The following is a 21,344-nucleotide window of genomic DNA, read 5'->3' on the forward strand; positions in this document are numbered from 1 at the left end:
GACGCTAACAAATATGTGTGACAGTCCTCGTCTGTCAGCGACCGTCCACGTCCGTTTCGCGCCAGCTGCATCCCCGAGAGCGACACCCGCTTATTCCAAAAACGACGGTTAACCTTTGATTTCGGTATTAAATCATTGGAAATCAAGCTGTTAGGCTTGCCGGTTCGCAGCAGCCCCGGAAGGCTGTTGGCACAGTCTTTTCTGGAGTCCTCATGAATCTGCCCCTGATTCTCAACCTGCTGGTGTTCCTCGCCCTGCTTTTTGGTCTGGCGCAAACCCGTCACACCACGTGGAGCCTGGCGAAAAAAGTCCTGCTCGCGCTGGTGCTGGGCGTGGCATTCGGCGTCGCGCTGCACACGATTTACGGCGCCGGCAACCCGGTACTGAAAGCCTCAATCGGCTGGTTCGATCTGGTCGGCAACGGTTATGTGCAACTGCTGCAAATGATCGTGATCCCGCTGGTATTCGCCTCGATCCTCAGCGCCGTGGCCCGTCTGCACAACGCTTCTTCGCTGGGCAAGATCAGCTTCCTGACCATCGGCACGCTGCTGTTCACCACCGCGATTGCGGCGCTGATCGGCATAGGCCTGACCAACCTGTTCGGCCTGACCGCCGAAGGCCTGGTCGCCGGCACTCAGGAAATGGCCCGTCTGCAAACCATTCAGACCGACTACGCCGGCAAGGTCGCCGACCTGAATGTGCCGCAACTGCTGCTGTCGTTCATCCCGCAGAACCCGTTCGCCGACCTGGCGCGGGCCAAACCGACCTCGATCATCAGCGTGGTGATCTTCGCCGCGTTCCTGGGGGTTGCCGCGCTGCAACTGCTCAAGGATGACGTCGAGAAAGGTCAGAAAGTGATCAACGCCATCGACACCCTGCAAGCCTGGGTGATGCGTCTGGTGCGTCTGGTGATGAAGCTGACCCCTTACGGCGTGCTGGCGCTGATGACCAAAGTGGTGGCCGGTTCCAACCTGCAGGACATCATCAAGCTCGGCAGTTTCGTCGTGGTGTCGTACCTCGGCCTGGGCCTGATGTTCGTGGTGCACGGCCTGCTGGTGTCGGCGGCCGGGATCAACCCGCTGCGTTTCTTCCGCAAGATCTGGCCGGTGCTGACCTTCGCGTTCACCAGCCGCTCCAGCGCCGCGAGCATCCCGCTAAGCATCGAAGCGCAGACCCGTCGTCTGGGCATTCCGCAATCGGTGGCAAGCTTCGCCGCTTCGTTCGGTGCGACCATCGGCCAGAACGGTTGCGCCGGCCTGTACCCGGCAATGCTGGCGGTGATGGTTGCGCCAACCGTCGGCATCAACCCGCTGGATCCGCTGTGGATCGCGACGCTGGTGGCGATTGTTACCTTAAGTTCGGCCGGTGTGGCGGGCGTGGGTGGCGGTGCGACCTTCGCCGCGCTGATCGTGCTGCCGGCCATGGGCTTGCCGGTTTCGCTGGTGGCGTTGCTGATTTCGGTCGAGCCGCTGATCGACATGGGTCGCACGGCGCTGAACGTGAGTGGTTCGATCACGGCCGGTGCGATTACCAGCCAGGTGATGCAGCAGACCGACAAGGCACTGCTGGATGCCGATGAGCATGCGGAACTGGCTCAGGCTTGAGTAGCGTCTGACAGACCGCTATCGCGAGCAGGCCCGCTCCCACAGGGATATGCATTCCAATGTGGGAGCTGGCCTGCCAGCGAGGCTCTTAGGCTTTTTCCCAGACTTCGAAGTTGTAAGCCGGTTTGTCGCCTTCAGCCGGGTTCGCCACATCCGACACCAGCTTCCACTGATTCGGATCGAACTCCGGAAACCACGCATCGCCTTCCGGGCTCAGTGCCACGCGAGTCAGATACAAACGATCCGCCTGCGCCAGCCCCTGCGCATACAATTGCGCCCCGCCAATCAGCATCAATTCGTCGACGCCCTGCTCTTTCGCCCACGCTTCGGCGCGAACCACGGCCGCTTCCAGCGACGGATAGACTTCCGCACCTTCCAGCACAAGATCCTGCTGACGGCTGACCACGATGTTCAAACGCCCCGGCAACGGGCGACCCAGCGAGTCCCAGGTCTTGCGGCCCATGATGATCGGCTTGCCGAGCGTCGTGGCCTTGAAGTATTTGAAGTCCCCCGGCAGGTGCCAGGGCATGCTGTTGTCGACGCCGATCACACGGTTTTCACCGAGGGCTGCGATCAGGCTGAGGGGGAGTGATTTAGTCATGCCGGCGAGGATACCAGAGCCGCCCTTACCCCGATAAGCGCCACAGCGGTTATGCTCACGGCTCAATCAAGCAACGGGATGCCGCGTGACTGAACTGACTTCACTGCAAAACCTCTGGCTCACCGAAACCGTGCGCCTGCGCGAAGAACACGCAGGCCCGCTGGACGATCTGGAAGCCAATCGCCTGGCCCGCGCGGCCGGCGGCGATCTGCCGGGACGCATTCAGCGCCGCGCCCTGTGGCTGGCCGAGCGCGACGGCCTGACCGCCGCGCTCAAGCACTGGTTGCAAGGCGCACGCCTCGCGCTGGTGTTGCTGGCGATCTTCGCGGTACTGAGCGGTGCCGGTCTGGCCTTCGCCGCACTGGGCCAGACGCCGGTCAATGTGTTCTGGGCCCTGGGCAGTCTGCTCGGGCTGAATCTGATTCTGCTGCTGAGCTGGGCGCTGGGGCTGATCTTCGCTGGCGAACATGGCGCCACCCTCGGCCGCTTGTGGCTGTGGCTCAGTGAAAAACTCGCCCGCGACGCCAAGGCGGCGCAACTGGCGCCGGCCCTGCTGCTGATGCTGCAACGCCAGAAACTCAATCGCTGGGCACTCGGCACGCTGGTCAACGGCCTGTGGTTGCTGGCGATGTTCAGCGCGCTGGTTTTGTTGCTGACCCTGATGGCGACCCGGCGCTACGGTTTCGTCTGGGAAACCACGATTCTCAGCGCCGACACGTTCATCAACATGACCCAGGCCCTCGGCGCCTTGCCCGCGCTGCTGGGCTTCAACGTGCCGACCGTGGACATGATCCGCGCCAGCGGCGACACCGCGCTGAACATCGAAAGCGCCCGTCAGGCCTGGGCGACCTGGCTGGTCGGCGTGCTGGTGGTGTACGGCGTGCTGCCGCGTCTGCTGTTGGCGCTTTTTTGCTTCTGGCGCTGGAACAGCGGCAAGGCTGCGTTGCGCCTGGACCTGAACCTGCCCGGCTACGCCCAACTGCGCGAACGCCTGATGCCGACCAGCGAACGCCTCGGCATCACCGACCCGGAGCCTGCGCAATTGCACCGCGTCGAAAGCACCGTGGGCGAACACGCCAGCGATGGCGCGCTGCTCGTGGCAATCGAACTCGACGACCAACACTCATGGCCGCCGACGCTGCCGAAAAACGTCAGCAACGCCGGCATCCTCGACAGTCGGGAATCGCGCAACAAACTGCTCGAACAGCTCAGCCGCTTCCCGCCGGCGCGCCTGGCGATTGCCTGCGACCCACGGCGTTCGCCGGATCGCGGCAGCCTGGCGCTGATCGCCGAGCTGGCGCGCAACGCCGCCGCAACCCGCGTCTGGCTGTTGCAGGCGCCGCAAGGACAAGCGCTGGACGCCGAACGCCTCGGTGACTGGCACGTGGCATTGCAACAGCTGGAACTGCCGTTCGCCGATTGCGCCCCGTTGAACTGGCTGGAGCACGGACATGACTGATGCCTGGAAAGCGCCGCTGAAACTGGCGGTGGTCGGCCACACCAACGTCGGCAAGACTTCGCTGTTGCGCACCCTGACCCGCGACGTCGGCTTCGGCGAAGTCTCCCATCGACCGAGCACCACGCGGCATGTCGAAGGCGCGCGGTTGTCGGTGGATGGCGAGCCGTTGCTCGACCTCTACGACACACCCGGTCTGGAAGATGCCATCGCCCTGCTGGATTTTCTCGAGCGTCTGGAACGCCCCGGCGAACGCCTCGACGCCCCGGCACGGCTGGCGCGGTTTCTCGACGGCAGCGAGGCGCGCCAGCGTTTCGAACAGGAAGCCAAGGTACTGCGGCAACTGCTTGATTCCGACGCCGGCCTGTATGTGATCGATGCACGCGAACCGGTGCTGGCCAAGTACCGCGACGAACTGGAAGTGCTGGCCAGTTGCGGCAAACCGTTGCTGCCGGTGCTGAATTTCGTCAGCAGCGCCAACCACCGCGAGCCGGACTGGCGTGAAGCACTGGCGCGTCTTGGCCTGCATGCGCTGGTGCGTTTCGACAGCGTCGCCCCGCCCGAAGATGGCGAGCGGCGGCTGTATGAAAGCCTCGCACTGTTGCTGGAAAACGCCCGCCCACAACTTGAACGGCTGATCGCCGATCAACAAGCGCAACGCCTTGCCCGCGAGCAAAGCGCCGCGCGCCTGATTGCCGAATTGTTGATCGACTGCGCCGCGTGCCGACGCAGTGTGGCGAGCAACGCCGAACAGGAACAACAGGCCATCAGTGAACTGCGCAAAGCCGTGCGCCAGCGGGAACAACGCTGCGTCGAAGCGCTGCTCAAGCTCTACGCCTTCCGCCCGCAGGACGCCGCCGCCAGCGATCTGCCGCTGCTCGACGGGCGTTGGGGCGATGACCTGTTCAACCCGGAAACCCTCAAGCAACTCGGCGTGCGGGTCGGCGGCGGGATTGCCGCCGGTGCCGCAGCCGGTGCGGGTGTGGACTTGCTGGTCGGCGGCATCACCCTCGGCGCCGCCGCTCTGGCCGGTGCCATTGCCGGCGGCGCCCTGCAAACCGCCCGCAGCTATGGCAACCGCCTGCTCGGCAAGATCAAAGGGCAGCGGGAACTGACGGTCGACGACAACGTGCTGCGCCTGCTGGCCCTGCGTCAGCGGCAACTGCTGCAAGCGCTGAACGCCCGTGGCCATGCGGCGCTGGACAGCATTCAGGTAGCGACGCCGCAGGACAAGACCTGGCGTGAGGGCAAGCTGCCGGAGGCGCTGAACATCGCCCGGGCCCACCCGCAGTGGTCGTCGCTCAATCCGCATTCGAAGCTGAATCAGGCCCAGCGTCAGGAACAGATCGATGAGCTGGTGAGCAAAGTGCTCGAACTCTAGAACCAGCCGAGCTTGAGGAACGGTTTGACCAGCGCCGTCACCCGGCTGCGATCGGTGCGATTGGCCCGCCCGTCGTTGTCGACGTCCGAGCACAGGACAACCTCGAAACCGCCATCGTTATCCAGGTCGTGGACGGCGGCCTTGTAAGCGATGGTTTCGCCTTGGTGAAAGTGCAGCCTCACTGATTCCGGCGTTCCATCGCGGCCGGGGTTCAAAGCAAAGATCCGCAGATGTCGCGTGTCCTCATCGGCCGCGTTGAACCAGGCACATTTCAGATAAGTTCGGGAGAAGCTGCGCAGTTGCGCCACTTCACGAGCCGACGCTTCACGCCAATCCTGTTCGCTGTCATGAAAGCGCAGCTGGACAGTGTCCCCTGCGCCGCTGCCGGATCGATCCCGGGCAATCACTTTCAAAAAACGCATCCGTGCGCTCCTTCGGCAAAAAAACCAGTCTTGGGCCGAAGGGGCAATACCTGCCATGCACCGTTTCCCGGTTTGGCGTAAGAAGGTTCAGCGCGTCTCGCCGGACAACACGGTGAAGGCCTTGTGCTTCAGCTCCGCAAGATCCATCACCGGCACGGCCATTTCCTTCGCCAGCTCATCCCACTGGCGCATCCGCAGACTGACGGCGCACAACGGATCCTGCTCGAACGCCTCGGCCTCGGCCTCGGTCATCACTCCGCCCTGATATTCCAGGGTGCGACGGCTGGCTTCGCTCAAGCGCTCGTAATAACCCGACTCCCTGAGCGTCAGGTAGCGCTTGGCCTGGACGTGATATTCAACCAGCCGCGCCAGACGTTCGCTGAAACCGGCCTCACGCAAGTAATCCGCGCCAAGGCGTTCGTGGCTGACCACGCCGTAACCGCCCATGTTTTCCGCGCCTTCGGCACACAGATGGCCGATATCGTGGAAGAACGCGGCGAGCACCACTTCGTCGTCGAAGCCTTCAGCGATGGCCAGTTGCGCCGCCTGGGACATGTGCTCGATCTGCGACACCGGTTCGCCAATGTAGTCGCTGGCGCCGAAGCGCTCATAGAGGCCGAACACCCGGTCGATGACTTGCTCATGACTCAACATCAGTGCTCTCCAAAAAGCTGTGCAACATTGCGCTCGGCCATGGCCGGGCCGACGCTCATGCCGACGCCGCTGTGCATCAACGCCACACTCAGCCCCGGCGCCGGACGCAGAAACGAAAACGGCCCCGGCCCCCGGGAACCATAGACACCCTGCCAGCGCTCGACCACTTGCACCTTGCAGCCGAGGGTCTGTTGGGCCAGCTCCAGCATCCAGTTGTCGACTTGCTCGGCGTTGAACGGCGATGGATCGCTGCCGTAATGGTGAGAATCGCCAATGATCAGTTCGCCATACGGCGTCGGGCTGATCAGCAGGTGAATGCCGTTTTCCTGCAGATGCGGTTGCTCGCGCAGGATTTGCGCCTGCACTGCGGTCGCTTCCGGCAAGTCAGCGAAGGCGCCGTAGTGCACGCAGCTGAGACCGGTGAGCAAGGCGTGTTGCAAGTTCAGGTCGATCTGCGGCCGGGCGCGGAGCATTTGCAGGCGGCAGATTTGCGGGTCGAGGGCGGCAATCGACTCTGCCAGCAAGGTCTGATAATCGTGGCCGGAGCAGACGATGATCTGCTTGGCGGAGAATGTGCCGGCAGTACTTTGCAGGCGCCCAGGCTCGACGTCGCGCACCAGCGTCGAGAAGTGAAACTCGACGTCGAGTTCGCGACGCAGGTATTCAATCAGCGCCGGAATCGCTTCCCGGGAATACAGCTGTTGATCGTCCATCCCGTGCAGCGCGGCGCGGTGATGGCTGAACTGGCCGCCGTACAGATCGCGCAGCGCGGCACCGCGCAGCAGTTCGACGCGGTAGTCGTGCTCCACGGCGCGCCCTGCGCAGAAGGCTTCGAGCAAGTGCTCTTCGGCCTCGGTGCGGGCGAACAGGTACGAGCCGTTGCGCTTGAGTTGCAGGCCGGCGAGCTGCACCCACTGGCCCCAGATGTCGCGGCTGGCCTTGGCCAGTTCAAGCATCGGACCCGGTGGCTGACCGGTGACCAGTGCCTGGCCGAAGTTGCGTACCGACGCGCCGAGTGGCGTGGTGGTGCGTTCGAAAACCGCGACCTTGAGACCACGCCGGGCAGCGGCATAGGCGTGGGACAGGCCCAGGATGCCGGCGCCGACGATCAGCAAGTCTTTGTGTTGTGTCATGGAGATTTTCCCTTAATGGGAGACCGCCTTCGCGAGCAAGCCCGCTCCCACAGGGATTTACGTTGTGAATGCGATCCAGTGTGGGAGCGGGCTTGCTCGCGAAGAGGCCCTGTCAGTCGATGAAGAACTTACTTGGCAGCGACTTTCTCGGACTTGCCGTCATAGCGCTTGCGCCATTCGGTCAGGATCTCGTCGCGGTTCTTCGAGGCCCAGGCGAAGTCGTTCTTGATCAGGCGCTGCTCGTAGTCGGCCGGCAGCTCGGTCTGCGGCTTGGCGATGCCCGGCTGGGCAAGGACAGCGAAGTTTTCCTTGTACAGGTCCATCGCCGGAGCGCTGGCGGAGAAGTCGGCCAGTTTTTTCGCGGCCTCTTCGTGCGGCGTGCCTTTGATCACGGCAGTCGCCTCGATCTCCCAGCCCAGGCCTTCCTTCGGCAGGATGATGTCCAGCGGTGCACCCTGGCGCTTGAGCTGAACGGCCGGGTATTCGAAGGAAATGCCGATCGGGAATTCGCCCGCCGCCGCCAGTTTGCAAGGCTTGGAGCCGGAGTGAACGTACTGGCCGATGTTCTGGTGCAGACCGTCCATGTAGGCCCAGCCCTGCTTCTCGCCGAAGGTTTGCAGCCAGGCGCTGACGTCGAGGAAACCGGTGCCGGACGAAGCCGGGTTCGGCATCACGATCTTGCCTTTGTACTCAGGCTTGGTCAGGTCCTGCCAGCTCACCGGTTTGGTCAGGCCCTGTTTCTCGGCCTCGACGGTGTTGAAGCAAATGGTCGCGGCCCAAACGTCCATGCCGACCCAGGCTGGCGGGTTGGCGGCGTCGCGGTAGTTCGCGCCGATCTTGCCCAGATCCTTCGGCGCATAGCTTTGCAGCATGCCTTGCTGATCGAGGATCGCCAGGCTGGACGCCGCCAGGCCCCACACCGCGTCAGCCTGCGGGCGATCCTTTTCGGCCAGCAGTTTGGCGGTGATGATCCCGGTGGAGTCGCGCACCCACTTGATCTCGACGTCCGGGTTGGCCTTTTCGAAGGCCTCTTTGTAGGACTTCAACTGCTCGGCTTCGAGGGCGGTGTACACCGTCAACTCGGTTTTTGCCGCGAAGGCATTCAGGCTGAAAGTCGCGAGCACAGCAGCGGCCAGGGCCATAGGCTTGAACATGATCGTTTTCCTGTCTTTTGAGTTGAGGGGGAGTTGAGCGGGATGGAATCAGTGGCCCGGCGCCGTTTGCCGCCAGGCCTGGGAACGGCGCAGCAAGCCGCGCGAAGCCCACGCCAGCAGCAAGGACACGCCCGCCGAGGTGAACAGAATCAGGGTCGACATCGCCGCCGCGCCGCCGACGTTGCCGGCGTCATCCATGTTCAACACCGCCACCGCCGCAAGGATGGTGTCGGGGCTGTAGAGGAAGATCGCGGCGGACACGGTGGTCATGGCCGAGACGAACAGGTAGCGCACGATGTCCAGCAGCGCCGGCAGGCAGATCGGCACGGTGACCCGCAGGTAATGCCGGTACAGCGGTGCTTTCAGCGACAGCGCGGCGGCTTCGAACTCGGTATCGAGCTGACGCAGCGCGGTGGTGGCGGTCATCTGCGCAGTGGTCAAATAGTGAGCAATGGTGCAGACGATCAGCAGGGTCATGGTTCCGTACAACACGTGCAGCGGGTTGCCGGTCAGGTTGAAGAAGAAGACGTAACCCAGACCGAGCACCAGCCCCGGCACCGCCATCGGTACGAAACTGAGCATGCGCAGTGTCAGATTCAGCCCGCGCTGGCTGCGGGTCTTTTCCATCAGATAGGCGCCGGTGAAGATCAGCATGCTGCCGATCAACGCCGTGCCCAGCGCCATCTTCAAACTGTTGCCGTAGGCCAGCCAGCCACCGCCAGCGGTCTCGTTGAACTGATAGTGGTTGAGCGACAGCGACAGGTTGTACGGCCAGAACTTCACCAGCGACGAGAACACCGCCATGCCGAATACCAGCAGCAACGCGGCGCTGATCAGCAGGACCACGCTGAGATAAAAGGCATCGCGCTTCTTCGACGGTGCCGGTTTGAACACCTGGGCGCGGCCGCTCATGGAATCACCGTGACGCCGACGCAGCCAGGCATCGACGCCGAAGCTGAACAGTGCCGGCAGCAACAGAACCATGCCGATCAGCGCGCCGCGCCCGAATTGCTGCTGGCCGACCACCGCTTTGTAGGCTTCCAGCGCCAGCACTTGATAGTCGCCACCGACCACCACCGGCACACCGAAATCGGTGATGGTCAGGGTGAACACCAGACAGAACGCGGCGAACACAGCCTGGCGGGTCGCGGGCCAGGTGATGCTGCGGAAGGCTTTCGCCGGACTGGCGCCCATGCTCGACGCAGCGTCGAACAATCGCGCATCCGCCAGCGACAGGGCTGACAGCAAAATCATCAAGGCGTGTGGGAAGGTGTAGATCACCTCGCCCAGAACAATCCCCCAGAAACCGTAGATGTTGTCCGACAGCAGCCCGCGCAACAGGCCCTGATTGCCGAACAGGTAAACCAGCGCAATCCCCGGTAGCATCGACGGCGCCATCAGCGGCAGCAGGGAGATCCCGCGCCAGATGCCTTTTGCCGGAATCAACGTGCGTTGCAAGGCGTAGGCAAACAGGTAGGCCAGCGGTACGACGATCGCCGCGACGCTGAGGGAAACCTTCAGGCTGTTGCCGAGCAGCCAGTGGAAATTGTCGCTGCTGACCAATTCCTTCGCAGCGAGCCAGCCACCGCCCTGCCCGGCTTCGCTGCTGAAGCCGCGCCAGAAGATCGCCAGCAGTGGCAGCAGCACCGCCACACCGAGCAGCACCAGCAGCAGAAGTTTGCCGCCGAGGACGAAGATCCGGTCGCCGACCTCGGCCTCGGACATCTGCCGCGCCTGCTTTTGCGGTAGCGGCAGTGCGAGGTTGCTGTTCATCAGGCAAACACCTGCAGGCTGCGTGGCGGCAAGGCAACCATGATCTGCTGGGCGCCGAGGCGCGGCATGGCTTCCGGTGCCAGTTCGGCGAGCAAGGCGTGACCGGGCAGTTGATCGAGCTCGAAGCTCATGCGGCAGCGGTTGCCGAGGAAGGTGATCTCACGGACTTTGGCCGGGAACAGGTTTTCTTCGTGCACCAGCGGATTGACGTTGATCGCTTCCGGACGGCAGAACAACCGGCCCGACGGACTATGGACGCTGCCGTCGGCCAGGCGCAGGTTCATCCCGCCGACCTTGGCGTGGCTGTCGCTGCTGCGCTGGAACGGCAGCCAGTTGCCCTGGCCGACAAACTCGGCCACGAACGGCGTGGCCGGGCGGTTGTAGATTTCCTGCGGGGTGGCGTACTGCTCGACCTTGCCGTTGTTCATCACGGCGATGCGGTCGGCCATCAGCATCGCTTCGTCCTGATTGTGGGTGACCATCAGAGTGGTGATGCCGAGGTTACGTTGCAGTTGGCGCAGCTCGGTGCACAGATGCTCGCGCACCCGGGCGTCGAGGGCCGACATCGGTTCGTCGAGCAACAACAGCGACGGTGCGGGGGCCAGGGCGCGGGCCAACGCCACCCGTTGCTGCTGGCCGCCGGACAACTGGCCGGGGTACTTTTTCTCACTGCCGGTGAGGCCGACCAGTTCCAGCATCTGACCGACGCGACGGCGCACTTCATCGCGACCGCTGCCGGCGAGGCCGTAGGCAATGTTCGCTTCGACGGTCAGATTGGGGAACAACGCGTAGGACTGGAACAGGATGCCGTAATCCCGAGCCTGCGGCGCGAGGTGGGAAACGTCGCGCTCGCCGAGGTACAACTCGCCGCTGTCCTGCTTTTCCAGACCGGCGATGCAACGCAACAACGTGGTCTTGCCACAGCCCGACGGGCCGAGCAGGCACACCAGCTCACCGGCCGCGACATCGAGGGAGACGTTATCCAGCGCCGTGAAAGCGCCGAAGCGCTTCTGCACGCCGCGCACTTTCATCGGTGCGCCGGGGTTGGTCAGGGCAGTTGCGATTGCAGGGTTCATGGACAGGCCTCATCAAGCAGATGAGACGAATCCTAGAGTTGTAATGCGTCGGTCATATGGCAACAAGGCAAAATCGACCGATAGTGGTATTCAGGGATTTTGGTTCACCGCGGATCGCGGATCGTTCCCACGCTCTGCGTGGGAACGATCATTGCGATCAAGCCGGGGACATTTCCTGCGCCAGGCCGAGAAACGCGGCCGGCAAGCGAGCGTTCTTGCGTTCCTTGAGGCAGTAAAGGTATTCGGGAATCTGCGGCGCATTTTCGAGGGTCAGCACCCTTAACTGCGGATCGTGCGGCACTTCCTGGCGGGCGATGATGCTGATGCCGATGTTGCGCAGCACCGCTTCGCGGATCGACTCACGGCTGCCGATCTCCAGCAGCGGGCCGAAACTGACGCCGGCACTGGCCAGCAATTCTTCGGTCAGGCGACGGGTGGTCGAGCCCGGCTCACGCATCAACAGGGTATGCCCGGCCAGTGCGCTCAGCGTCACATGGTCATGCGCCGCCAGCGGATGATTGCGATGCACCGCCAGCACCAGCGGGTCGCTGCCGAGCACCCGGCGGATCAGCCGCGCATCGTCGAGCAATTGCGACGACGCCGCGACATCTACCCGGTAATCCTCCAGCGCTTCGAGCACCTGCTGCGAATTGCCGATTTCCACCGACACTTCCACCTGCGGCAGGCGCTCGCGGAAGGTCTTCACCAGATCGAGGATGTAATACGGCGCGGTGGCGGCGATGCGCAGCGTGCCCTGGACCTGGCCGCTGTTGCGCAGGAAGAATTCGATATCGGCTTCCTGCTGCAACAGCGCCTTGACCATCGGCAACAGCCGCGCGCCTTCGTCGCTGACGCTCAGACGCCGGCCGCCACGGTAGAACAGCTCAACCGAGTACTGGCTTTCCAGATTGCGGATCTGGGTGGTCACGGTCGGTTGGCTGAGGCCGAGCTTTTTCGCCGCCAGCGTGATGCTGCCCAAACGGGCCACCATGTAAAACGCTTTCAGCTCGGCACTCAGCACAACCGCCCCTCTTCCTCTATTTGCGCAACAGGCGCAAACCGTTGAACACCACCAGCAGGCTCACGCCCATGTCGGCAAACACCGCCATCCACATGGTGGCGAGCCCCGCGAAGGTTACCCCAAGAAAGATCGCTTTGATCACCAGCGCCAGCGCGATGTTCTGTTTGAGGATAGCGGCGGTATGGCGCGACAGGCTGATGAACGCCGGAATCTTGCGCAGATCATCGTCCATCAGGGCGACATCGGCGGTTTCGATCGCCGTGTCGGTGCCTGCCGCCGCCATCGCAAAACCGATCTCCGCCCGCGCCAGTGCAGGCGCGTCGTTGATACCGTCGCCGACCATGCCGACCCGACGGCCCTGCGCGTACAGGTCTTCGATGGCTTGCAGTTTATCGGTGGGCAGCAAGTCGCCCTTGGCCTGGTCGATCCCGACCTGCGCCGCAATCGCCTGGGCGGTGTGGACGTTGTCGCCGGTGAGCATCAGGGTTTTCACGCCCAGTTCGTGCAGTTGGCGGATCGCCTCGCGGCTGGTTTCCTTGACCGTATCCGCCACGGCGAACAGCGCCAGCGGGCCGGAGCGGTCGAGCAGCAGCACCACGGACTTGCCCTGTTTCTCCAGCGCGAACAGTTTTTCTTCCAGTTGCGGCGAGCACAGGCCCAGTTCTTCCACCAGTCGGTGGTTGCCCAAGTGGTAGATCTGACCGTTGACCTCGCCTTTTACCCCACGGCCGGCCAGCGCTTCGAAGTTATCCACAACCAGCGCCGCGAAACCTTTATCCACAGCCGCATTGGCGATGGCCAGCGACACCGGGTGATCGGAGCGCCCGGCCAGCGCGGCGGCAATCGCCGGGGCCGTGGCGTCGGCAGTCGGGTCGAGGGACAGGAAATCGGTCTGCACCGGTTTGCCGTGGGTGAGGGTGCCGGTCTTGTCGAGGGCCAGATAGTCGAGCTTGAAACCGCCCTCCAGGTACACGCCGCCCTTGACCAGAATGCCTTTGCGCGCCGCTGCGGCGAGGCCACTGACGATGGTCACCGGGGTGGAAATCACCAATGCGCACGGGCACGCGACGACCAGCAGCACCAGCGCGCGGTAGATCCAGTCGAACCACGCGGCGCCCATGAACAGCGGCGGGATGATCGCCACGGCCAGGGCCAGGACGAAGACCACCGGTGTGTAGATTTTCGAGAATTGATCGACGAAGCGCTGGGTCGGCGCCCGCGCGCCTTGCGCCTGTTCCACGGCGTGGATGATCCGCGCCAGAGTGGAATTGTTGGCTGCGGCTGTCACTGCGTATTCCAACGAACCGGCCTGGTTGATGGTGCCCGCAAAGACTTTGTCGCCGACGGTTTTCTCCACCGGCAGGCTTTCACCGGTGATCGGCGCCTGATCGATGGTCGAACTGCCACTCACGACTTCGCCGTCCAGCGCGATGCGCTCGCCGGGTTTCACCCGCACGCGGGCGCCGAGATCGATGCTTTTGACATCCAGTTCGACCCAGTTGCCGTCCGCCTGCCACACAGTGGCTTGCTCCGGCGTCATCTGCATCAGGCCGCTGATGGCGTTGCGTGCGCGGTCCAGCGAGCGCGCTTCGATCAGCTCGGCCACGGTGAACAGGAACATCACCATCGCCGCTTCCGGCCACTGGCCAATCAACACGGCGCCGGTCACGGCGATGCTCATCAGTGCATTGATGTTGAGGTTGCGGTTCTTCAGGGCTATCCAGCCCTTCTTGTAGGTGGTCAGGCCGCCGCTGAGGATCGAGATCAGCGCGATGATCGCCACCACCCAGGTCGGCGCGGCGCTGGTGAAGTGGATCACTTCAGCGGCCAGTGCGCCGACGCCGGACAGCGCCAGCGGCCACCAGTGTTTTTTCACCGGCGCCGGCGTTGGCGCTTCGACGCCCGCCTGCAGCGGCTCGGCCTGCATGCCGAGGGATTTGATCGCGTCGATGATCGGCGCGGTGTCCGCCAGATTGTGGGTCACGCCGAGCACGCGGTTGATCAGGTTGAATTCCAGCTGCTGGATCCCGGCCAGTTTGCCGAGCTTGTTCTGGATCAGCGTCTGTTCGGTCGGGCAGTCCATTGCTTCGATGCGGAAACTGCTCAGCCGGGCGTCGGCGCTCGGCGCTTCACTCAGTTGCACCAGTGAAGGCGCGGCGGTTTTCGACGAGCAGCAAGAGTCTTCACTCGAATGAACCGGCGCGGCCGTAACGGTTTTCGACCCGCAGCAGGAATCACCGCCGTGGGAATGTTTATGCACAGGCTGCAGTTTGTGACTGTGATCGTGCCCGTCGCCGGGCTTGTGGGTGTGCAGGGAATCGCTCATTGGTCGCGTCCATGAAGGTGCCTGTTGCCAAGTAAAGACCCTGTAGCCACTATAGGGTCAAGCACCCTTTTGGAGATGGCCGTCATGAAGATCGGAGAACTGGCGAAACAGACCGATTGCGCCGTGGAAACCATCCGCTACTACGAGCGTGAAAACCTGCTGCCGGAACCGGCCCGCAGCGACGGCAACTACCGCGTCTACACCCAGGCCCACGCCGAGCGCCTGACCTTCATCCGCAACTGCCGCACCCTCGACATGACCCTCGAAGAAATCCGCAGCCTGCTCGCCTTGCGCGACAGCCCGCAGGATCAGTGCGAAAGCGTGAATGCGCTGATCGACGAGCACATCCAGCACGTCAAGGCGCGGATCGATGGCTTACTGGCGTTGCAGACGCAACTGCTCGACCTGCGCCAGCGCTGTGGCGAAGGGCCGGAGGCGGATCAGTGCGGGATTTTGCAGCGGCTGGAAGTCAGTGGCGGAGTGGTCGCAACCGAAGTCGAACACTCCCACGTGGGCCGCAGCCACGGACACTGACAAAACCACAAAACATTGTGGGAGCTGGCTTGCCAGCGATAGCGGTTTTACAGACACATCAATGTTGGATGTGCTGCCGTCATCGCTGGCAAGCCAGCTCCCACAGGTTTAATGGCAGGCTGTCAGACCGCCATCGGCGCGGTCATCGGCGCATGGTGCTCGTAGCCTTCCAGCGAGAAGTCGCTCGGCTCCACCAGCTCCAGCCACTCCGGCTGATAAACACCTGTCTTGGCAAACTCCGGCACGCGGTCCGAAATCTTCAGCTTCGGCATGGCGAACGGCTCGCGCTTGAGCTGTTCGTTGAGCATGTCCAGGTGGTTTTCGTAGACGTGGGCGTCACCGATGAAATAGGTGAACCAGCGCGGCGTGTAGCCGGTCAGGCGACCGATCAGGCTCAGCAGCGCGGCGCCTTCGGTGAGGTTGAACGGTGTGCCCAGGCCAAGGTCGTTGGAGCGGATGTAGAGGGTCAGAGAAATTTCCTTGGTCTCGACATTCGGGTGGAACTGGTACAGCAGATGGCACGGCGGCAAGGCCATTTCATCGAGCTGGGCGCAGTTCCAGCCGTGGAACAGGATGCGGCGGCTGCCCGGGTCCTTGATGATCGTGTCGACGCACTGGCGCACCTGATCGATGGCTTTGTACAGCACCACATAGGCCTGGCCGTCTTCTTCGCCCTGGGCAATCTGCTTGTAGCCGTTGCTCAGGGTTTGTTCGATGGCGGCGGCGTTGCTCAGCGGGATCTGCTTGTACGCCGGCCATTTGCGCCATTGCACGCCGTAGATCTCGCCGAGGTCGTCTTCGCCCTGGCGGAACGGGTTGGCCAGCCACTGAGCGTTTTCGTTGGCGTTCTGATCCCAGACCTTGCAGCCCAGCGCACGGAATTCGGCGGCGTTGTTCACGCCACGCAAAAAGCCGCACATCTCGCCGATGGCCGATTTGAAGGCCATCTTGCGGGTGGTGATCGCCGGGAAACCTTCCTGCAGATCGAAGCGCAGCATGGCGCCCGGAAAGCTGATGGTGTTCACGCCGGTACGGTTGGCCTGTTTGGTGCCGTTGTTGATAACGTGCGACACCAGATCGAGATATTGCTTCATGAGTTACCTGTGTCCTTGAGCCCCGGCAGACATCGCCGGGGTTCGAATATTTAAGCTGTCGGTGCAACCGGCGCCGCCGGGGCGCGGTGGTAGGCCAGCCAGATCAGGAACAGCCCGCCGATGATCATCGGTACGCAGAGCACCTGACCCATGGTCAGCCAGTTCCAGGCCAGATAGCCCAGTTGCGCGTCCGGCACGCGGACGAATTCGACGATGAAACGGAAGATGCCATAGAACAGTGCGAACATGCCCGAGACCGCCATGGTTGGTCGCGGCTTGCGCGAGAACAGCCAGAGGATCAGGAACAGCGCCACGCCTTCCAGTGCGAACTGATACAGCTGCGACGGGTGACGCGGCAGTTGCGCCGGGTCGCTGAACGGCGGGAACACCATGGCCCACGGCACGTCGGTGGCCTTGCCCCACAGCTCGGCGTTGATGAAGTTGCCGATACGCCCGGCGCCCAGGCCGATCGGCACCATCGGCGCGACGAAGTCCATCAGCTGGAAGAACGACTTGCCGTTACGCTTGCCGAACCACAACGCGGCCAGCATCACGCCGATGAAACCGCCGTGGAACGACATGCCGCCCTTCCACACTTCGAAAATCAGTGTCGGGTTGGCCAGGTAAGCGCTCAGGTCATAGAACAGCACATAACCCAGACGCCCGCCGACAATCACCCCCATCGACAGCCAGAACACCAGGTCGGACAGTTTTTCCTTGGTCCAGGTCGGGTCGAAACGGTTGAGCCGGCGCGATGCCAGCAGCCACGCGCCGCCGATGCCGACCAGGTACATCAGGCCGTACCAGTGGATTTTCAGCGGACCGATGGCCAAAGCCACCGGATCGATCTGCGGGTAAGGCAGCATTGCGACTCCTCGTTAGCGTTCAAATCTTCAAAAATTCCCGGGCGACGCTGTCACCTCAGGATTAAGCCAGGATTGCGACCTGCCAAAACACACGGCTCAGAACAGAAAGCTCAGGCCCACGCAAAACAGCAAAGCCGCGAACAGCCGTTTCAGCAACTTCGGCGACAACCTGTGCGCCAGCCGCGCGCCGAGACGGGCGAACACCATGCTGGTCAGGGCAATGCCCAAAAGCGCCGGCAAATACACAAAACCGAGACTATGGGCCGGCAGCAACGGATCATGCCAGCCCAGAATCATGAAACTTATTGCACTGGCGACGGCGATCGGCAGGCCACAGGCCGACGAGGTCGCCACCGCCTGCTGCATCGGCACGCTGCGCCATGTCAGGAACGGCACGGTCAGCGAGCCGCCGCCAATCCCGAAAATCGCCGACGCCCAGCCGATCACACTGCCGGCCACGGTCAGACCGAGTTTGCCCGGCACCGTTCGGCTGGCCTTGGGTTTGACGTCCAGCGCCAGCTGCGCGGCGATTATCAGGGCGAACACACCGATGATCTTTTGCAGGTTCGGGCCGGAGATCGCTTCGGCGGTCAATGCACCGAAACCGGCGCCGAGCAGAATGCCCACGGTCATCCAGCGGAAGATCGGCCAGCGCACCGCACCGCGCCGGTGATGCTCACGCACGGCGTTGATCGAGGTGAAGATGATCGTCGCCAGGGACGTGCCGACCGCCAGATGGGTCAGGATCGACGGATCGAAACCCTGCAAGGTGAAACTGAACACCAGCACCGGGACGATGATGATCCCGCCGCCCACCCCGAACAGCCCGGCCAGTACGCCCGCACAGGCGCCCAGCGCCAGATAGAGCAGAAATTCCATGACTGCCTCCCAAGGCGCGTCCCCAAAACCGGAGCGGCATGGTAACGGATGGATACCCTTCGGCTCCACTGGCGATGGATGCACGGACGATGTCTGCGTAGAGTGGGCAAAAAACACACAAGGACCACCTTATGTGCCTGATCGTTTTCGCCTGGCGGCCGGGGCATGCCCAGCCGCTGATCGTCGCGGCCAACCGTGACGAGTTCTACGCCAGGCCCAGCCTGCCGCTGGCCCAGTGGCCCGAGTCGCCGCAGGTTCACGCCGGTCGCGATCTCGAGGCTGGGGGAACCTGGCTCGGCCTGGGCGCCAACGGTCGCTTCGCAGCGCTGACCAACATTCGCGATCCACATCAGCCGCCGGCGCGACGTTCTCGGGGCGAGCTGGTGGCGGGATTTCTGACCGGAAACCTGTCGATCGATGACTATTTGTCCGACGTTGTCGCCCGTTCGCCGGACTATGCCGGCTTCAACCTGCTGCTGGGCAATGCCAACGAGCTGTGGCACTTCAATGCGCGGTCTTCGGAACCGGTGATGTTGCAGCCCGGCGTCTATGGTCTGTCCAACGCCGGGCTGGATACGCCGTGGCCGAAACTGCTCAAGGCGAAGGCGGCATTGAGTGCGGTGCTGGATGATCCGCAGCCCGAGCGGCTGCTGGCCTTATTGAGCGATGCCCAGACCGCGCCGTTTACCGAGCTGCCGGACACCGGCGTGGGGCTGGCGACCGAGTCGTTGTTGTCGAGTGTGTTTATTGCCAGCCAGAGCTATGGGACGCGGGCGAGTACGGCGTTGATTGTGCAGGCGGACGGGACGCGGCGGATGGTTGAGCGGAGTTTCGGGCCGTATGGCGGGCACTTGGGGGAAGTTGAGATTTACCTTTAAAAGCAAGCCCTCATCGGAACGCCGCCCGCCCAGCCCTCTCCCGGAGGGAGAGGGAGCCGACCGAGTTGTTCTTTCGAGGTACATCGACCTGATCTATTGAGTCGAACTCAGGTTTTGAACAGCGTGGAGATCTGCTCCCTTTCCCCCTCTCCCCTTTGGGGAGAGGGTTGGGGTGAGGGGTGGCTTTTGAATACGCCAATGATTCAGAGGGGTTTTACAGCCGCCGGATTGACCATCTTCGCCAACCCGAGGTTCTTCAGCGCCAGTTGCAGCGAGCTGTGGATCACCTGCGGGTTGTCGATGGTCATCAGTTCCGCCAGCAGATCCTTGGCCTTGCTCAGGTTGATCTGGCGCAGCATCCACTTCACCTTCGGCAGGTTGGTGGCGTTCATCGACAGGCTGTCGAAACCCATCGCCATCAACAGCACCGCGGCCGCCGGGTCACCGGCCATCTCGCCGCAGATGCTCACCGGCTTGCCTTCGGCATGGGCGTCGCGCACCACGGTTTGCAGGGCTTGCAGCACCGCCGGATGCAGGTAGTCGTAGAGATCGGCCACCCGTGGGTTGTTGCGGTCCACCGCCAGCAGGTACTGGGTCAGGTCGTTGGAGCCAACCGACAGGAAGTCCACCATCCGCGCCAGCTCTTTGGTCTGGTAAACCGCCGCAGGAATTTCGATCATCACGCCCACCGGCGGCATCGGCACGTCGGTGCCTTCGTCGCGCACTTCACCCCACGCCCTATGGATCAGGTGCAGCGCCTCTTCGAGCTCGTGGATGCCGGAGATCATCGGCAGCAGGATCCGCAGGTTGTTCAGGCCTTCGCTGGCCTTGAGCATCGCGCGGGTCTGCACCAGGAAGATTTCCGGGTGGTCGAGGGTCACGCGAATCCCGCGCCAGCCGAGGAACGGGTTGTCTTCCTTGATCGGGAAGTACGACAGCGACTTGTCACCGCCGATGTCCAGGCTGCGCATCGTCACCGGTTGCGGGTGGAACGCGGCAAGCTGCTCGCGGTAGATCGCCAGTTGTTCCTTCTCGCTCGGGAAGCGCTGGTTGATCATGAACGGCACTTCGGTGCGGTACAGGCCGACGCCTTCGGCGCCGCGCTTCTGCGCTCGCGCCACGTCCGCCAGCAGGCCGGTGTTGACCCACAGTGGCATGCGGTGGCCGTCCAGGGTCACACACGGCAGGTCGCGCAGGGTATCGAGCCCCAGCGCCAGTTGCTTCTCTTCCTCCACCACCTCGGTGAACTGCTTGCGCAGCACTTCGCTGGGGTTGGTGTAAACCTCGCCCCGGGTGCCGTCGACGATCATTTCGATGCCGTCGACCTTGGCGTACGGCAGATCGACCAGACCCATTACAGTCGGGATACCCATGGCCCGGGCAAGGATCGCGACGTGGGAGTTGCCCGAACCGAGTACCGACACCAGACCGACCAGCGTGCCTTCCGGCACCTCGCCGAGCATCGCCGGCGTCAGTTCTTCGCTGACCAGAATGGTTTTTTCCGGGTAGACCAGATTCTGCTGACGCTCCTCCTGCAAATAGGCGAGCAGCCGGCGGCCGAGGTCCTTGACGTCCGACGCCCGCTCCCGCAGGTACTCGTCGTCCATCAGATCGAAACGGTTGACGTGGTCGGTCACGACCTGGCGCAGTGCGCCCTGGGCCCACTGCCCGGTCTTGATCACGTTGGTGATTTCGCTGCCCAGCGAGGCATCGTCGAGCATCATCAGGTAGACGTCGAACAGCGCGCGCTCTTCCGGCCGCAGCTGGGTCGCCAGTTTGGCCGACAACGCACGCATGTCGGCGCGCACGCCTTCGATGGCGGTCTTGAACAGCGCCAGTTCCGCGTCGATGTCGGTGATGGTCTTGTCCGGCACCACGTCCAGATCCGCCGGTGGCAGCATGACCACCGCGGTACCGACCGCCGCACCCGGCGAACCCGGCACGCCGACGAACTTGGCTTCCTGGATGCCCTTGCCCTGACGGCCCAGACCACGGATCGAGCCGGTGGCCTCGGCGTGGGCGATTACGCCCGCGAGCTGCGCGCTCATGGTCACGAGGAAGGCTTCTTCACCCTCATCGAACTGGCGGCGTTCTTTCTGCTGGATGACCAACACGCCGACGACGCGGCGGTGGTGAATGATCGGCGCCCCGAGGAACGAGGCGTAGCGCTCCTCGCCGGTCTCGGCGAAGTAGCGGTAGCGCGGGTGATCCGCGGCGTTTTCGAGGTTCAGGGGTTCTTCACGCGTGCCGACCAGGCCGACCAGACCTTCGTTGGGTGCCATGCTGACCTTGCCGATCGAGCGCTTGTTCAAGCCCTCGGTGGCCATCAGCACGAAGCGGTTGGTCTCTGGATCAAGCAGGTAGACCGAGCAGACCTGGCTGCCCATGGCCTCTTTGACGCGCAATACAATAATCCCCAACGCCGCCTTGAGATCCTTGGCGGAGTTAACTTCCTGGACGATCTTGCGCAGCGTATTGAGCATGGCTCGGGG

18 protein-coding genes are annotated in these 21,344 nt (G+C 63.2%); 5 read left to right on the plus strand and 13 right to left on the minus strand.

Annotated features, from left to right (window positions below; all coding sequences use genetic code 11):
- The first annotated feature begins 212 nt into the window (after positions 1-212).
- Positions 213-1,604 carry an L-cystine transporter gene (locus tag PDR5_RS27250; protein ID WP_064600151.1) on the plus strand — a complete coding sequence of 464 codons (1,392 nt, stop codon included), beginning with the start codon at positions 213-215 and terminating at the stop codon, positions 1,602-1,604.
- An 88-nt stretch (positions 1,605-1,692) separates the two neighbouring features.
- On the opposite strand, the gene PDR5_RS27255 is transcribed toward PDR5_RS27250, so the two are convergent.
- Complete coding sequence (locus tag PDR5_RS27255) at positions 1,693-2,205, minus strand: dihydrofolate reductase (RefSeq protein ID WP_082934450.1); 513 nt, start codon at positions 2,203-2,205, stop codon at positions 1,693-1,695.
- A gap of 85 nt (positions 2,206-2,290) precedes the next feature.
- On the opposite strand from PDR5_RS27255, the gene PDR5_RS27260 reads away from it, so the two are divergent.
- Complete coding sequence (locus tag PDR5_RS27260; RefSeq protein ID WP_064600156.1) at positions 2,291-3,664, plus strand: DUF2868 domain-containing protein; 1,374 nt, start codon at positions 2,291-2,293, stop codon at positions 3,662-3,664.
- Entirely contained in the window at positions 3,657-5,042 is a 1,386-nt protein-coding gene (locus PDR5_RS27265; RefSeq protein ID WP_064600159.1) for a GTPase/DUF3482 domain-containing protein, read from the plus strand. The genes PDR5_RS27260 and PDR5_RS27265 overlap by 8 nt, the downstream gene beginning before the upstream one ends.
- On the opposite strand, the gene PDR5_RS27270 is transcribed toward PDR5_RS27265, so the two are convergent.
- The 8 genes from PDR5_RS27270 to PDR5_RS27305 form a co-directional block, all read right to left on the minus strand.
- Positions 5,039-5,464 carry a hypothetical protein gene (locus tag PDR5_RS27270; protein WP_064600162.1) on the minus strand — a complete coding sequence of 142 codons (426 nt, stop codon included), beginning with the start codon at positions 5,462-5,464 and terminating at the stop codon, positions 5,039-5,041. The two genes, PDR5_RS27265 and PDR5_RS27270, sit on opposite strands and share 4 nt — an antisense overlap.
- An 87-nt stretch (positions 5,465-5,551) precedes the next feature.
- Positions 5,552-6,118 (minus strand): phosphonate degradation HD-domain oxygenase, encoded by a 567-nt coding sequence (locus tag PDR5_RS27275; protein WP_064600164.1) that lies wholly within the window; start codon positions 6,116-6,118, stop codon positions 5,552-5,554.
- Positions 6,118-7,251, minus strand: coding sequence for a TIGR03364 family FAD-dependent oxidoreductase (locus PDR5_RS27280; protein ID WP_064600167.1), 1,134 nt, complete (start codon positions 7,249-7,251; stop codon positions 6,118-6,120). Before PDR5_RS27280 ends, PDR5_RS27275 begins: the two co-directional genes overlap by 1 nt.
- A 128-nt stretch (positions 7,252-7,379) precedes the next feature.
- The gene (locus tag PDR5_RS27285) at positions 7,380-8,405 is read right to left on the minus strand and encodes a putative 2-aminoethylphosphonate ABC transporter substrate-binding protein (protein ID WP_064600170.1); all 1,026 of its coding nucleotides are present in this window, start codon (positions 8,403-8,405) and stop codon (positions 7,380-7,382) included.
- Positions 8,406-8,453: 48 nt separating this feature from the next.
- A complete protein-coding gene (locus PDR5_RS27290) occupies positions 8,454-10,178 on the minus strand; it encodes a putative 2-aminoethylphosphonate ABC transporter permease subunit (protein ID WP_064600174.1) in 1,725 nt (574 codons plus the stop codon).
- On the minus strand, positions 10,178-11,254 hold the full coding sequence (locus PDR5_RS27295; RefSeq protein WP_007953451.1) for a putative 2-aminoethylphosphonate ABC transporter ATP-binding protein: 1,077 nt from the start codon (positions 11,252-11,254) through the stop codon (positions 10,178-10,180). The genes PDR5_RS27290 and PDR5_RS27295 overlap by 1 nt, the downstream gene beginning before the upstream one ends.
- A gap of 157 nt (positions 11,255-11,411) precedes the next feature.
- Positions 11,412-12,275, minus strand: coding sequence for a LysR family transcriptional regulator (locus tag PDR5_RS27300; protein WP_064600177.1), 864 nt, complete (start codon positions 12,273-12,275; stop codon positions 11,412-11,414).
- A 16-nt stretch (positions 12,276-12,291) separates the two neighbouring features.
- Positions 12,292-14,601, minus strand: a complete 2,310-nt coding sequence (locus PDR5_RS27305; RefSeq protein ID WP_064600180.1) for a heavy metal translocating P-type ATPase — start codon at positions 14,599-14,601, stop codon at positions 12,292-12,294.
- Positions 14,602-14,685: 84 nt separating this feature from the next.
- Here PDR5_RS27305 and cadR point away from each other — a divergent pair, with 84 nt between their 5' ends.
- Entirely contained in the window at positions 14,686-15,135 is a 450-nt protein-coding gene (gene cadR, locus PDR5_RS27310) for a Cd(II)/Pb(II)-responsive transcriptional regulator (protein WP_064600182.1), read from the plus strand.
- Positions 15,136-15,257: 122 nt separating this feature from the next.
- Here the strand turns inward: cadR and PDR5_RS27315 are convergent, their stop codons facing one another.
- The 3 genes from PDR5_RS27315 to PDR5_RS27325 all read right to left on the minus strand — a co-directional run bounded on the left by PDR5_RS27315 (position 15,258) and on the right by PDR5_RS27325 (position 17,974).
- On the minus strand, positions 15,258-16,229 hold the full coding sequence (locus PDR5_RS27315) for a thymidylate synthase (protein ID WP_064600185.1): 972 nt from the start codon (positions 16,227-16,229) through the stop codon (positions 15,258-15,260).
- Positions 16,230-16,279: 50 nt separating this feature from the next.
- Positions 16,280-17,095, minus strand: a complete 816-nt coding sequence (lgt, locus tag PDR5_RS27320; RefSeq protein ID WP_039767887.1) for a prolipoprotein diacylglyceryl transferase — start codon at positions 17,093-17,095, stop codon at positions 16,280-16,282.
- 96 nt (positions 17,096-17,191) lie between these two features.
- A complete protein-coding gene (locus PDR5_RS27325) occupies positions 17,192-17,974 on the minus strand; it encodes a sulfite exporter TauE/SafE family protein (protein WP_064600187.1) in 783 nt (260 codons plus the stop codon).
- Between the two features lie 131 nt (positions 17,975-18,105).
- Here PDR5_RS27325 and PDR5_RS27330 point away from each other — a divergent pair, with 131 nt between their 5' ends.
- The gene (locus PDR5_RS27330; protein ID WP_064600189.1) at positions 18,106-18,852 is read left to right on the plus strand and encodes an NRDE family protein; all 747 of its coding nucleotides are present in this window, start codon (positions 18,106-18,108) and stop codon (positions 18,850-18,852) included.
- Positions 18,853-19,055: 203 nt separating this feature from the next.
- On the opposite strand, the gene ptsP is transcribed toward PDR5_RS27330, so the two are convergent.
- Positions 19,056-21,335 carry a phosphoenolpyruvate--protein phosphotransferase gene (gene ptsP / locus PDR5_RS27335; protein WP_064600191.1) on the minus strand — a complete coding sequence of 760 codons (2,280 nt, stop codon included), beginning with the start codon at positions 21,333-21,335 and terminating at the stop codon, positions 19,056-19,058.
- Positions 21,336-21,344: the final 9 nt, after the last annotated feature.

It is taken from the genome of Pseudomonas sp. DR 5-09, assembly GCF_001655595.1.
GTDB classification, from domain to species: Bacteria; Pseudomonadota; Gammaproteobacteria; order Pseudomonadales; family Pseudomonadaceae; genus Aquipseudomonas; species Aquipseudomonas pharyngis.

Coding starts and splice junctions, on each gene's coding strand:
- PDR5_RS27250 (WP_064600151.1), top strand. CDS start 213: ATGAATCTGCCCCTGATTCTCAACCTGCTGGTGTTCCTCGCCCTGCTT.
- PDR5_RS27255 (WP_082934450.1), bottom strand. CDS start 2,205: ATGACTAAATCACTCCCCCTCAGCCTGATCGCAGCCCTCGGTGAAAAC.
- PDR5_RS27265 (WP_064600159.1), top strand. CDS start 3,657: ATGACTGATGCCTGGAAAGCGCCGCTGAAACTGGCGGTGGTCGGCCAC.
- PDR5_RS27270 (WP_064600162.1), bottom strand. CDS start 5,464: ATGCGTTTTTTGAAAGTGATTGCCCGGGATCGATCCGGCAGCGGCGCA.
- PDR5_RS27275 (WP_064600164.1), bottom strand. CDS start 6,118: ATGTTGAGTCATGAGCAAGTCATCGACCGGGTGTTCGGCCTCTATGAG.
- PDR5_RS27280 (WP_064600167.1), bottom strand. CDS start 7,251: ATGACACAACACAAAGACTTGCTGATCGTCGGCGCCGGCATCCTGGGC.
- PDR5_RS27285 (WP_064600170.1), bottom strand. CDS start 8,405: ATGTTCAAGCCTATGGCCCTGGCCGCTGCTGTGCTCGCGACTTTCAGC.
- PDR5_RS27290 (WP_064600174.1), bottom strand. CDS start 10,178: ATGAACAGCAACCTCGCACTGCCGCTACCGCAAAAGCAGGCGCGGCAG.
- PDR5_RS27295 (WP_007953451.1), bottom strand. CDS start 11,254: ATGAACCCTGCAATCGCAACTGCCCTGACCAACCCCGGCGCACCGATG.
- PDR5_RS27305 (WP_064600180.1), bottom strand. CDS start 14,601: ATGAGCGATTCCCTGCACACCCACAAGCCCGGCGACGGGCACGATCAC.
- cadR (WP_064600182.1), top strand. CDS start 14,686: ATGAAGATCGGAGAACTGGCGAAACAGACCGATTGCGCCGTGGAAACC.
- PDR5_RS27315 (WP_064600185.1), bottom strand. CDS start 16,229: ATGAAGCAATATCTCGATCTGGTGTCGCACGTTATCAACAACGGCACC.
- lgt (WP_039767887.1), bottom strand. CDS start 17,095: ATGCTGCCTTACCCGCAGATCGATCCGGTGGCTTTGGCCATCGGTCCG.
- PDR5_RS27325 (WP_064600187.1), bottom strand. CDS start 17,974: ATGGAATTTCTGCTCTATCTGGCGCTGGGCGCCTGTGCGGGCGTACTG.
- PDR5_RS27330 (WP_064600189.1), top strand. CDS start 18,106: ATGTGCCTGATCGTTTTCGCCTGGCGGCCGGGGCATGCCCAGCCGCTG.
- ptsP (WP_064600191.1), bottom strand. CDS start 21,335: ATGCTCAATACGCTGCGCAAGATCGTCCAGGAAGTTAACTCCGCCAAG.